Source organism: Microbacterium sp. CIAB417, from assembly GCF_022788845.1.
On the sequence record NZ_JAHZUT010000001.1, the window covers coordinates 590,273 to 601,483 of the forward strand.

An 11,211-nucleotide genomic window follows, 5' to 3' on the forward strand; every position below is an offset into this window, starting at 1 on the left:
GAACTCTGAGGGATGCCACGGGTCGGCGGCGGATCGGGTGTCGACGGGACGGCATCCTGGCACCGTGAGAGTCGCGATCGTGACCGAATCCTTCCTGCCGCACATGAACGGTGTGACGGGCTCTGTACTGCAGATCCTCCGTCACCTCGAGCGCTCGGGGCACGATGCCCACGTCATCGCTCCGGATGCCGTCGGCATCCCGTCCTCGGTCCATGCCGCCGCGATCGAACCCGTGCCGAGCCTCGCCCTGCCCGGATACCGGAACGTCCGCGTGGGTGCCGTCACGGCGCATCGGGTGGCCGAGTCGCTGCGCCGGTTCCGGCCGGACGTCGTCCATCTCGCCTCGCCGTTCGCGCTCGGCTGGCGCGGCGCGCTGGCGGCCGCGCGCCTCGACGTGCCCGCGGTCGCGGCCTACCAGACGGATGTCGCGGCCTACACCGAGCGCTACCGGCTCGCGGCGACGACGACGTTCGCGCAGAACCACATCGTCCGGCTGCATCGTCGTGCCACCTTGACGCTCGCACCGTCCTCGGAGTCCGAACGGCAGCTCGAGGCGCTGGGCATCGACAGGATCCGCCGCTGGGGCCGCGGAGTCGACGCCGAGCGGTTCACGCCGCAGCGGCGCGCACGACGCGGGGCGGGCGCGGGGGACGTGATCGTGGGATACGTCGGCCGGCTCGCCGCCGAGAAGCAGGTCGAGGACCTCCGCGTCCTGCAGGGGATCCCCGGCGTCCGTCTGGTGGTCGTCGGCGACGGTCCGGCCAGAGGCCGGCTCGAGACGGTCCTGCCGCAGGCCGAGTTCCTCGGGCACCTGGGCGGAGACGACCTCGCCGTGGCGATGGCGTCATTCGACGTGTTCGTGCACCCCGGTGAGAGCGAGACCTTCGGGCAGACCCTGCAGGAGGCGCACGCCAGCGGTGTGCCGATCGTGGCGACGGGCAGCGGAGGTCCTCTGGATCTCGTTCGCATGGGCGTCGACGGCTGGCTCTACCGTCCCGGAGATCTCGACGACCTGCGTATGCGGGTGACCGATCTCGTCGGCGACCCGCGCAAGCGCCGCGCGTTCGGGGCGGCCGGACGCGCCGCGGTCGAGGGGCGCAGCTGGGAGGCGGTGTGCGGGCAGCTGCTCGGCCATTTCGAGGAGGCGCGCACCCTGCACCGCGTGGATCGCTCGCTGCGCTCGCCGCGGATGATCCGCCCCGAACCGGTCCGCACGTACCCGGGCAGGCGGTGGAGCCGCTACGTCGCCCTCGGCGACTCCCTCACCGAGGGGTTGTGCGATCCCGCACCGGATGGCGCTCTGCGGGGATGGGCCGACCGGCTCGCGCTGCTGCTGGCCGCACGCGGGGGACTGCACTACGCCAACCTCGCCGTCCGTTCGCGCCGCGTCTCGGACGTCTGCGCGGAGCAGCTCCAGCGGGCTCGCGAGCTCCGCCCCGATCTCGTCTCGATCCTCATCGGCGCCAACGACCTGGTGCGCTCGCATGCGGATGCCGCGGCCCTGGCCGCGCAGCTCGAGGACGCCGTGCGCACGCTGCGGGAGGACGGTGCCGACGTCCTCCTGGTGACTCCGTTCCTGCCCGACCGGCGCGCGGCCGGGATGTTCGCGCGCCGCTTCGCAGCGTTCGCCACGCACCTAGCCGCGATCGCGGAGCGCACCGGCGCCATGCTCCTGGACACCGATCTGCACCCCTCGCTGGCGGATCGTTCGAACTGGGGCGAGGATCTCGTGCACCTCGGAAGCCGTGGGCACCGGTTCCTCGCCTATCGCGCCGGCGAGGTGCTGGACGTTCCGCACGCCGAGACGCTGGGCGCGCTGGACGCCGTGCTGCACGATGCGGATGCGGCGACCCGTGTCGCCTGGTGGCGCGAGCATGCGCTGCCGTGGGCATGGCGGCGCCTGCGCGGTCGGGTGGCGGGCGACGGTCGCGTCGCGAAGCACGACGACTACGTCTACATCGGCCGGTCCTCGAATCTGCGTGAGGCGCCGGTGCGCTGAGGCCGGGTCCGGGTCGCGCCGCCGGGTCAGCGGCGCCCCATGCCGTGGTAGCGCCAGCCGGCCGACCTCCAGGCGTCGGCGTCCAAGCAGTTGCGCCCGTCGACGATGATCCGCTGTGCGACGAGGGCTCCCGCGGACTGTGGGTCCATCTCGCGGCGGTACAGGTCCCACTCGGTCACGAGGACGACGGCGTCCGCACCGCGCAGCGCGTCATCCCGCCCGTGGACGTACTCGAGCTGCGGATGGACCGCGCGCGCGTTGTCCAGCGCCGCCGGATCCGTCACGACGACGTCCGCCCCGAGGCCGCGGAGGCGCACCGCGACCTCCAGGGCGGGGGAGTCGCGGATGTCGTCGCTGAACGGCTTGAACGCGGCGCCCAGCACGGCGATGCGCTTCCCGTGCGCGCGGCCGCCGAGCGCGTCGACGGTGAGCTGCACGGCGCGCTCGCGCCGACGCAGGTTGATCGCGTCGACCTCCCTCAGGAAGCCCACCGACTCGCCGCGGCCCAGCTCCTCCGCGCGCGCAGCGAAGGCCCGGATGTCCTTGGGCAGGCAGCCCCCGCCGAATCCGATCCCGCTGCCGAGGTAGCGTCGGCCGATGCGGGTGTCGTGCCCCAGCGCGTCGGCGAGCAGGGTGACGTCGGCGCCGGTAGCCTCCGCGATCTCGGCCATCGCATTGATGAACGACACCTTGGTCGCGAGGAAGGCGTTGGCCGCTCCCTTGACGAGCTCGGCGGTGGCCAGGTCGGTCACGAGGAACGGCGTGTCCGCCTCGATCGCCGGCGCGTACGCCGCCCTCAACAGGTCTGCGGCGCGCTCGCCGCGGGCGCCGTCGGGCACCCCCACCACGATCCGGTCGGGGGTGATCGTGTCGTGCACCGCCCAGCCCTCGCGGAGGAACTCCGGATTCCAGGCCAGGACGGCCCCGGTCGGGAAGAGTCGTTCTGCGATGCGATCGGCCGTCCCGACCGGAACGGTCGACTTGCCGGCGACGAGTCGACCGGGTCGCAGATGCGGGAGGAGAGCGTCGATCGCGGCATCCACGAAGCGCAGGTCCGCGGCGTGCCCGCCGGCGGCCTGAGGCGTGCCGACGGCGAGGAAGTGGATGTCCGCGTCGGCCGCTTCGGCCACGTCGGTCGTGAACCGCAGGCGTCCGGTGGCCAGGCCCGTGGCCAGCAGCTCGTCGAGTCCAGGCTCGAAGAAGGGGGCGCGTCCGGTGCCGAGCGCTGCGATCTTGCCGGCATCCACGTCGACGCCGACGACCTCGTGTCCGATCGAGGCCATCGCTGCGGCGTGGACGGCTCCGAGGTACCCGCATCCGATGACAGACAGGTGCATGGGGACATGTCAGCGCCACCGCGGCACGGGCGTGCGACGACCGCGTGAACGGGGAATGACCGGCCGGTGACGGCTTCGGATTCCGGCCGTCATCGCGGGATTCCGCGTCGCGCTGATAAGCTGACCTGGAGCGGATCGGCGAGAAGCTGGTCCCCTGTGGTGGGTTCCTCGGCCATTCGGGTCGGGTGGTCTTCTACTGGTGGCCAGCGCAGGTGAGATTCGCGGGAATGCCCGCGCGCCCGGACTCTCCGTCTCCGCTCCGATGCACGCTCGCGGATCACACGGACCCGCGAGAGGAAACAAAGAAGGAGAGACCTCTTGGAAGGTCCTGAAATCACCGCCACCGAGGCCGTTCTCGACAACGGCCGCTTCGGCACCCGCACCATCCGCTTCGAGACCGGCCGCCTCGCGCAGCAGGCTCAGGGCGCTGTCGCCGCGTACCTCGACGGCGAGACCATGCTCCTCTCGGCCACGAGCGCAGGCAAGCACCCGCGCGAGGGCTTCGACTTCTTCCCGCTGACGGTGGACGTCGAGGAGCGCTCCTACGCCGCGGGGAAGATCCCCGGCTCGTTCTTCCGTCGTGAGGGCCGCCCGTCCACCGAGGCGATCCTCGTCTGCCGTCTCATCGACCGTCCGCTGCGCCCGTCGTTCGTCGAGGGCCTGCGCAACGAGGTCCAGATCGTCATCACGGTGCTGTCGATCGCCCCTGGCGAGTTCTACGACGCGCTGGCGATCAACGCGGCATCCGCGTCCACGCAGATCTCGGGTCTGCCGTTCTCGGGCCCCGTGGCCGGTGTGCGCCTCGCGTTCATCCCCGGCCACGGCGAGCACGCCGACCAGTGGGTCGCGTTCCCTGACGCCTCGCAGGTCGAGCAGGCCGTCTTCGACCTCGTCGTCGCCGGTCGTGTCGTCACGAAGGCCGACGGCTCCGAGGATGTCGCGATCATGATGGTCGAGGCCGAGGCCACCGAGAACAGCTGGAACCTGATCAAGGCCGGCGCCACCAAGCCCAACGAGGAGATCGTCGCGCAGGGCCTGGAAGCCGCCAAGCCCTTCATCTCGCAGCTGGTCAAGGCCCAGGCCGAGCTCGCCGCCACGGCGTCGAAGGAGCCGGGCGTCTACCCGGTCTTCCTGCCGTACAGCGAAGAGGTCTACGACTTCGTCTCCTCGCGCGCCTTCGCCGAGCTCAGCGACGTGTACCAGATCGCCGACAAGACCGAGCGCCAGAACGCCGACGACGCCATCAAGGAGCGCGTCAAGGGCGAGCTGATCGCCGCCGTCGAGGCGGGCGAGCTGCAGGCCGTCGCGACCCTCGAGTTCGCCGCGGCGTACAAGTCGGTCACCAAGAAGATCGTCCGCGGACGCATCCTCACCGAGAACGTCCGCATCGACGGCCGCGGCCTGGCGGACATCCGTCCGCTGGACGCCGAGGTGCAGGTCATCCCGCGTGTTCACGGATCGGCGATCTTCCAGCGCGGCGAGACCCAGATCATGGGCGTCACCACGCTGAACATGCTCAAGATGGAGCAGCAGATCGACTCGCTGTCGCCCACCACGAGCAAGCGCTACATGCACCACTACAACTTCCCGCCCTACTCGACCGGTGAGACCGGTCGCGTCGGGTCGCCGAAGCGTCGCGAGATCGGGCACGGCTTCCTCGCCGAGCGCGCGCTCGTGCCGGTGCTTCCCAGCCGCGAGGAGTTCCCGTACGCGATCCGTCAGGTGTCCGAGGCGCTCGGCTCCAACGGCTCGACGTCGATGGGCTCCGTCTGCGCCTCGACGCTGTCGTTGCTGAACGCGGGTGTGCCGCTGCGCGCTCCCGTCGCCGGCATCGCGATGGGCCTGGTGTCCGACGAGGTCGACGGTCAGACCCGCTATGCGGCGCTGACGGACATCCTCGGCGCCGAGGATGCCCTGGGCGACATGGACTTCAAGGTCGCCGGTACCAGCGAGTTCGTCACGGCCATCCAGCTGGACACCAAGCTCGACGGCATCCCGTCGGAGGTCCTTGCCGGGGCGCTGACGCAGGCGAAGGACGCGCGTCTGACGATCCTGAACGTCCTGAACGCCGCCATCGACACGCCGGACGAGATGGCGCCGACCGCGCCGCGCGTGATCAGCGTCCAGATCCCGGTCGACAAGATCGGCGAGCTGATCGGCCCGAAGGGCAAGACGATCAACGCGATCCAGGACGAGACCGGCGCGCAGATCTCCATCGAGGAGGACGGCACCGTCTACATCGGCGCGACCGACGGCCCCTCGGCCGAGGCGGCCCGTGCTCAGGTCAACGCGATCGCCAACCCCACCAACCCGGAGGTCGGCGAGCAGTTCCTCGGCACCGTCGTGAAGATCGCCACCTTCGGCGCCTTCATCTCGCTGCTGCCCGGCAAGGACGGCCTGCTGCACGTCACCGAGGTGCGCAAGCTCGCCGGCGGGAAGCGCGTCGAGAACGTCGACGACGTCCTCTCGGTCGGTCAGAAGATCCTCGTCAAGATCACGAAGATCGACGACCGCGGCAAGCTGTCGCTGGAGCCGGTCCTGGACGACGCCCCCGCTGCGGACGCTGCGCCCGCCGAGTCCGCGGAGACCGCGGAGGCCTGATCCTCTCGAAGGCCCGGATCCGTCCCGTCGCGGACTGATCCGGGCCTTCGCCGTGCCCGGCGTGATGAAAACGTTATGCCGAATTCTCCCGCCGTTCGCCGGAACGGCCGGGCCGCGCGCGATCGTCCTCTACTCTCGAAGGAAAGCACCGGGGGGTGCACACAGCGCATGACAGTGCAGGTCGACTCGCGGGGGTGAGAGCATGCGGATATTCGGCGTCGGTACCGCCGGGACACCCGAGGCGGCCCAGAGTGCGCATCCGCAGCATCCGTCCGCCCCGATCCCTGTGGTCGGGCCCGGCGTCGGCGAGACACTGCGCGTGCCGCTCGGCGAGACGGGATTCGAGACCTTCCCCCTGATGCTCGGCGCGGCCGAGTTCGGCTGGAACGTCGACCTCGAGACCAGCCACGAGATCCTGGATCGGTACGTGGAGATCGGCGGCAACGCGATCCACACGGCCGACGGCTTCTCGGGCGGACGCAGCGAGCACATCATCGGACAGTGGCTGCGCTCGCGCGGCCGCCGCGACCGCATCGTCCTCAGCGCCCGGATCGGTTCGCACGCAGACAATCCCGGCCTGGGGTCGGTGAACCTGGTGCGCGCCGTCGAGGGGTCGCTCACGCGGCTCGGGGTCGAGCGGATCGATGTGCTGTACCTGGACGCCACGTTCGACGCGACGACGAACATCGAGGACACGCTGGCGACCGTGGAGTGGCTGCGCGAGGCCGGCAAGATCGGAGTCGTCGGAGCGTTCGGGTTCTCGCCGGAGCGCCTGGTCGAAGCGCGTATCCTCGCCTCGGCCGGCTACCCGCGCATCGAGGTGCTCGATGCTCCCTACAACCTCGTGCGCCGCCAGCCCTTCGAGGGCGACATGCGGCTCGTCGCCGGAGCGCAGACGCTCGCCGTGACGCCCTCGCACGCGCTCGAGCACGGGTTCCTGTCCGGACGCCACCGCAACAAGGCCCTCGCGTCGCAGGGCGTGCGGGGGCTGCAGCTGCGCGAGCACCTGAACCGGCGCGGGATCCGCATCCTGAAGGCGCTCGACCAGGTCGCGGAGGAGCTGCACGTGCCGGTCGCGGCGGTCTCCATCGCCTGGCTGCTCGCGCAGCGCACGGTCGTCGCTCCCATCGTCAACACGTTCGCGACGCAGCACGTCGACGAGCTCATGCAGGGAGCGGGGGTCGCGCTGTCGAGGACGCAGATCGCGGACCTCACCCGCGCGGGCGACTGAACACGCGCTCGTCTCGACTAGGCTGGAGAGGCCCGCCGAAGGGGGCGGGCTGCGAAGTGAGCGGGTTGTGACGCACTACATCTATCTGGTCAGACATGGTGAACATCAGGATGCCGAGCACGGTGTCGATGACGGACCGCTCTCTCCCCGGGGGCAACGACAGGCGGAACTGATCGCCGACCGGCTGTCCGGGCTCCCGCTCGACGCGGTCTGGCATTCGCCGCTGCTGCGCGCCACCGAGACGGCGCGCGCGATCGCCGCACGGTTGCCGGCGGTGGACCCCGAGCCGTCCGCTCTGCTGTTCGACTGCGTGCCCACTGGCCTCACGGAGGACACCCCCGCGGCGTTCGAGCCGTTCTTCGGCTCGGTCACCGATGCGGAGATCGAGGCGGGCGGCGCGCAGATGGCGGATGCCGTGAACGAGTTCCTGGTGCGCAAGCAGGGAGACGTCCATGAGGTGCTCATCACGCACAACTTCGTGATCTCGTGGTTCGTGCGGGAGGTCCTCGGCGCTCCGGAATGGCGCTGGATGACCCTGAACCAGGCGCACTGCGGTCTCACCGTCATCGCCCAGAAGCAGGGCCGACCGTGGACGCTTCTGACGCACAACGACCTGGGGCACCTCCCGGTCGAGCTGCGCACGGGACTCCCGGACGCCGTCCCGGTCTGACTCAGGCGAGCCGCTTGCGGTACCAGCGCGTGGCGTTCGGGTTGTCGTTGTACGGATCGACCTGCTCGAAGCCGCTGCGCGTGTAGAGCGCGCCCGCGGCCTCGAGCGTGTGGTGGGTGTCGAGCACGAGCTCGGCGGCGCTCCATTCGATGGCCCGGCGCTCGAGCTCTTCGAGGATCGCGCGACCCCAACCCTGCCCGCGCGTCTCCGGCCGGAGGAAGAGGTGCTTCACCTCGTAGCGGATGCCGGCATCCCCGTCTTCCAGCCGGCGGATGCCCCCGCAGCCGACCGCTTCATCGTCCGGCCCTGCGAGCAGGAACACTCCTGCGGGAGGTCGGAACGCGTCGGGCGTCGGGAACGTCGGGGTGTAGGTGCCGCCGGGGAACTCCGCGGCGCGCAGCGCGAAATAGTCGACCAGCATGTCGTGCGCTTCGGGATCGGCGGGGGAGACGGCGCGGAACACGAGCATGAGATCAACGCTACCTCCGCTGCGCGGTCCCCGATCCCGGGTCCATCGGCCGTCCGCTCGGCGCGACGTGCCGACGGCGCCGCGCCGAGCGGCCGGGAGCCGGCGGACGACGCGGCGAAATAGACTGGAGACATGACCACGCAGGTAGCACTCGTCGGAGGAACCGGGAAGCTGGGTTCCATCATCCGGGAGGTGATCGGCGGCCTCGACGGTTTCGAGGTCACCCGTGTGCTGACCTCGCGCAGCGACTGGTCGGAGCTCGACGGTGCTGACCTCGTCGTGGACGCCTCGACTCCTCAGGTGAGCGTCGAGGTCGTCCGTGCCGCCGTCGAGCGCGGCATCAACGTGCTCGTGGGCACATCCGGCTGGTCGAACGAGCGCATCGCCCTGGTGCGCCCGCTCGTCGATGCCGCGGAGACCGGCGCGGTGTTCATCCCGAACTTCTCGCTCGGGTCCGTCCTGGGTTCCGCCCTGGCTGCGGCCGCGGCTCCCTACTTCGACTCCGCCGAGATCGTCGAGGCGCACCGGGACACGAAGATCGATTCGCCCAGCGGCACGGCCGTGCGGACGGCGGAACTCCTCGCCGCCGCGCGTGCCGATCAGGGACCGGTCAGCGCCCCGCATGTCGACCAGCGCGCACGCGGCCAGCAGGTCGCCGGGGTGCCGATCCACTCCCTGCGCCGTCCCGGGGTCATCGCCCGCCAGGACGTCATCCTGTCGGGTCCCGGCGAGTCGCTCACCGTCACGCACGACACCGTGGAGCCCGCACTCGCCTACGCGCCGGGCATCCGCCTCGCCGTGCCCTATGCGCTGAGCGCACGCGGCGTGGTCGTCGGGCTGGAGAACATCATCGACATCGGCATCCGAGCCCGCTCGTGACGACTCGCATCGGCGTCGCCCTGATGGGCGTGTGCCTGATCCTCTACTTCGTCGTCGCCGGGCAGCAGGCTTTCCTGTACATCAGCACGGGCGATCCGATCGCCGTCGCGATGGGCATCGCCCTGATCGTCCTGCCCTTGATCGGCGTCTGGGCGCTGGTGCGCGAGATCCAGTTCGGTGTCGCGGCGGACCGGCTGGGCCGGAGGCTGGATGCCGAGGGCGGCATGCCCGAGGCCGAGACCGAGCTGACACCGAGCGGGAGGATCGCGCCCGAGGACGCCGAGGGCATCGTCTCCCGCTATCGGTCCGCGGCGCAGGAGGCGCCCGAGGACTGGCGTGCGCAGTACCGGCTGGGCGTTGTTCAGGACGCGGCGGGACGCCGCAAGGACGCCCGCGCCAGCATCCGCGAGGCGATCAGAGTCGAGAAGCAGACCCGCTGACGCGGGCCCGCTCGTCGTCGATCCCGCTCAGGCGAGCGTCGCCTCGAGGGTGATGTCGATGCCGGACAGCGCCTGGGAGACCGGGCAACCGGTCTTGGCGCCTTCGGCGATCTCCTGGAACGCCTCGGCGGACAGACCGGGCACGGACGCGTTCACGTTCAGGTGGCTGCCCGTGATGCCGGTTCCGGGCTTGAACGTGACCGAGGCCGTCGTGTTGACGCGCTCGGGCGGGGTGCCGTTCTCGGACAGGGCGTGCGAGAGCGCCATGCTGAAGCACGACGCGTGCGCCGCCGCGATCAGTTCCTCCGGCGTCGTGGTCGTGTCGGATCCCTCGCTGCGGGCCTTCCAGTCGATCGGGAAGGTGCCGAGGTGCGAGGACGCGAACGACACGGTGCCCGAACCCTCGCTGAGGGAACCGGTCCAGGTGGTGGTGGCTTCGCTGGTGACGGGCATGGTGTTCCTCCGGGGTAGCGGGCGGGGTGTGGGGCCAGCCTAGCGATCGGACGATGCCGGGGGAACCGCCCCGTCAGGCCGCGCGCGTCGTGCGTCCGACGATGCCCGCCCGCTGCAGGAGCAGATAGATCTGACAGCCCAGGCAGAAGCCGAAGGCCGCGTTCAGGAAGGCGGCGAGGAACGCGGCGGCCGCGGCGACGGGGAGCGCCCAGGGCACGCCGATCAGGTGCAGCACGAGGCCGACGCCGAGCACGAACAGGCCGACGCCCTGCGCGAAACGCGGCGGCCGCGGGTCCTCGAGCTCGGCCGGAGGAGCCAGCCGGGGGCGCACGAGACGGCGGAAGACGACACCCCATGGCGCTGTGCGGGGCCAGGCGGCGCCCCACAGGAAGAGCAGCGCGATCAGGGTGAGAAGCAGGAAACCCGGGTCGAGAGCGCGCTGCGCGAGCGTCGCCGTCGGCAGCACCCAGGGCGCGCCGGCGACGAACGCGAAGCTCGCCCCTTCGAGCGGCTGGAAGGCGAACCAGCCGAAGGTCGCCGCGTGCTGTGCGGTCGAGATGCCCACCAGCGACAGCACCAGACCGACCAGCAGCAGCACGGCAGTGATGCCGGCCGCGAATCGCGGTCCGCGCGGATCGATGCCGGCGGGAATCGGTTCGGACATGTCGGCTCCTTCGTCAGAGGGCGGCGAGCGCCTCGGCCAGGGCGTGCTGATGGGGGACGCCGTTGAAACGGGCGCGGACGGCGCCCTCGCGGTCGACGACGAACGTCGTCGGCGTCTGGAGGACGTGGTAGCGGCGAGAAAGGTCCGGGCGGTGCGTCAGGTCGACCTCGAGATGACGGAGGCCGTCTTCACGACCCGCCAGAGCACTCAGCATCCGGCGCACCTGCGGGCAGCGTGTGCAGAGCTCCGTGCTGAACTGCACGAGCGTGGCTCGTGACCCGAGCTCGTCCTCCGTGTCGGACGGATCGAATCTCAGGTGCCCTCCTCCGCGACGCCGGCCGTCGAGCCGTCGCAGCAGCGCCCCGATCACCACGGCGAGCACGATCAGCGCTCCCGCGATGCCCAGGGCGAGTGCAGGCGACATGGATCGAGGGTACGGCGGTCCCGTCGCGTCCTGGGCCGTTGTTG

General features: G+C 70.8%; 11 protein-coding genes. 6 read left to right on the forward strand and 5 right to left on the reverse strand.

Annotated features, from left to right (window positions below; translation table 11 throughout):
* Nucleotides 1-79 precede the first annotated feature (79 nt).
* A complete protein-coding gene (locus KYX17_RS02890; protein ID WP_243225032.1) occupies nt 80-1,999 on the forward strand; it encodes a GDSL-type esterase/lipase family protein in 1,920 nt (639 codons plus the stop codon).
* Between the two features lie 26 nt (nt 2,000-2,025).
* On the opposite strand, the gene KYX17_RS02895 is transcribed toward KYX17_RS02890, so the two are convergent.
* Nucleotides 2,026-3,336, reverse strand: coding sequence for a UDP-glucose/GDP-mannose dehydrogenase family protein (locus KYX17_RS02895; protein WP_243225033.1), 1,311 nt, complete (start codon nt 3,334-3,336; stop codon nt 2,026-2,028).
* 318 nt (nt 3,337-3,654) lie between these two features.
* On the opposite strand from KYX17_RS02895, the gene KYX17_RS02900 reads away from it, so the two are divergent.
* The 3 genes from KYX17_RS02900 (at nt 3,655) to KYX17_RS02910 (ending at nt 7,838) form a co-directional block, all read left to right on the forward strand.
* Nucleotides 3,655-5,937: a polyribonucleotide nucleotidyltransferase gene (locus tag KYX17_RS02900; RefSeq protein WP_243225034.1), complete on the forward strand. Its 2,283-nt coding sequence runs from the start codon at nt 3,655-3,657 to the stop codon at nt 5,935-5,937.
* Nucleotides 5,938-6,139: 202 nt separating this feature from the next.
* On the forward strand, nt 6,140-7,168 hold the full coding sequence (locus KYX17_RS02905; RefSeq protein ID WP_243225035.1) for an aldo/keto reductase: 1,029 nt from the start codon (nt 6,140-6,142) through the stop codon (nt 7,166-7,168).
* 67 nt (nt 7,169-7,235) lie between these two features.
* Entirely contained in the window at nt 7,236-7,838 is a 603-nt protein-coding gene (locus KYX17_RS02910) for a histidine phosphatase family protein (protein WP_243225036.1), read from the forward strand.
* A 1-nt stretch (nt 7,839) separates the two neighbouring features.
* On the opposite strand, the gene KYX17_RS02915 is transcribed toward KYX17_RS02910, so the two are convergent.
* Nucleotides 7,840-8,307, reverse strand: coding sequence for a GNAT family N-acetyltransferase (locus KYX17_RS02915; RefSeq protein WP_243225037.1), 468 nt, complete (start codon nt 8,305-8,307; stop codon nt 7,840-7,842).
* Between the two features lie 132 nt (nt 8,308-8,439).
* On the opposite strand from KYX17_RS02915, the gene dapB reads away from it, so the two are divergent.
* Together dapB and KYX17_RS02925 are read left to right on the forward strand one after the other, a co-directional pair.
* Nucleotides 8,440-9,186: a 4-hydroxy-tetrahydrodipicolinate reductase gene (dapB, locus tag KYX17_RS02920; RefSeq protein WP_243225038.1), complete on the forward strand. Its 747-nt coding sequence runs from the start codon at nt 8,440-8,442 to the stop codon at nt 9,184-9,186.
* Nucleotides 9,183-9,626: a tetratricopeptide repeat protein gene (locus KYX17_RS02925; protein WP_243225039.1), complete on the forward strand. Its 444-nt coding sequence runs from the start codon at nt 9,183-9,185 to the stop codon at nt 9,624-9,626. Before dapB ends, KYX17_RS02925 begins: the two co-directional genes overlap by 4 nt.
* A 27-nt stretch (nt 9,627-9,653) precedes the next feature.
* On the opposite strand, the gene KYX17_RS02930 is transcribed toward KYX17_RS02925, so the two are convergent.
* The 3 genes from KYX17_RS02930 to KYX17_RS02940 form a co-directional block, all read right to left on the reverse strand.
* Nucleotides 9,654-10,079: an OsmC family peroxiredoxin gene (locus KYX17_RS02930; protein WP_243225040.1), complete on the reverse strand. Its 426-nt coding sequence runs from the start codon at nt 10,077-10,079 to the stop codon at nt 9,654-9,656.
* A 73-nt stretch (nt 10,080-10,152) separates the two neighbouring features.
* Complete coding sequence (locus tag KYX17_RS02935; protein ID WP_243225041.1) at nt 10,153-10,743, reverse strand: DUF4395 domain-containing protein; 591 nt, start codon at nt 10,741-10,743, stop codon at nt 10,153-10,155.
* Between the two features lie 13 nt (nt 10,744-10,756).
* Nucleotides 10,757-11,167, reverse strand: coding sequence for a thioredoxin family protein (locus tag KYX17_RS02940; protein WP_243225042.1), 411 nt, complete (start codon nt 11,165-11,167; stop codon nt 10,757-10,759).
* Nucleotides 11,168-11,211 lie beyond the last annotated feature (44 nt).

Excerpts from the sequence above, each read along its gene's own strand:
- KYX17_RS02895 (WP_243225033.1), bottom strand. The coding sequence starts at position 3,336 with ATGCACCTGTCTGTCATCGGATGCGGGTACCTCGGAGCCGTCCACGCC.
- KYX17_RS02905 (WP_243225035.1), top strand. The coding sequence starts at position 6,140 with ATGCGGATATTCGGCGTCGGTACCGCCGGGACACCCGAGGCGGCCCAG.
- KYX17_RS02915 (WP_243225037.1), bottom strand. The coding sequence starts at position 8,307 with ATGCTCGTGTTCCGCGCCGTCTCCCCCGCCGATCCCGAAGCGCACGAC.
- dapB (WP_243225038.1), top strand. The coding sequence starts at position 8,440 with ATGACCACGCAGGTAGCACTCGTCGGAGGAACCGGGAAGCTGGGTTCC.
- KYX17_RS02930 (WP_243225040.1), bottom strand. The coding sequence starts at position 10,079 with ATGCCCGTCACCAGCGAAGCCACCACCACCTGGACCGGTTCCCTCAGC.
- KYX17_RS02935 (WP_243225041.1), bottom strand. The coding sequence starts at position 10,743 with ATGTCCGAACCGATTCCCGCCGGCATCGATCCGCGCGGACCGCGATTC.
- KYX17_RS02940 (WP_243225042.1), bottom strand. The coding sequence starts at position 11,167 with ATGTCGCCTGCACTCGCCCTGGGCATCGCGGGAGCGCTGATCGTGCTC.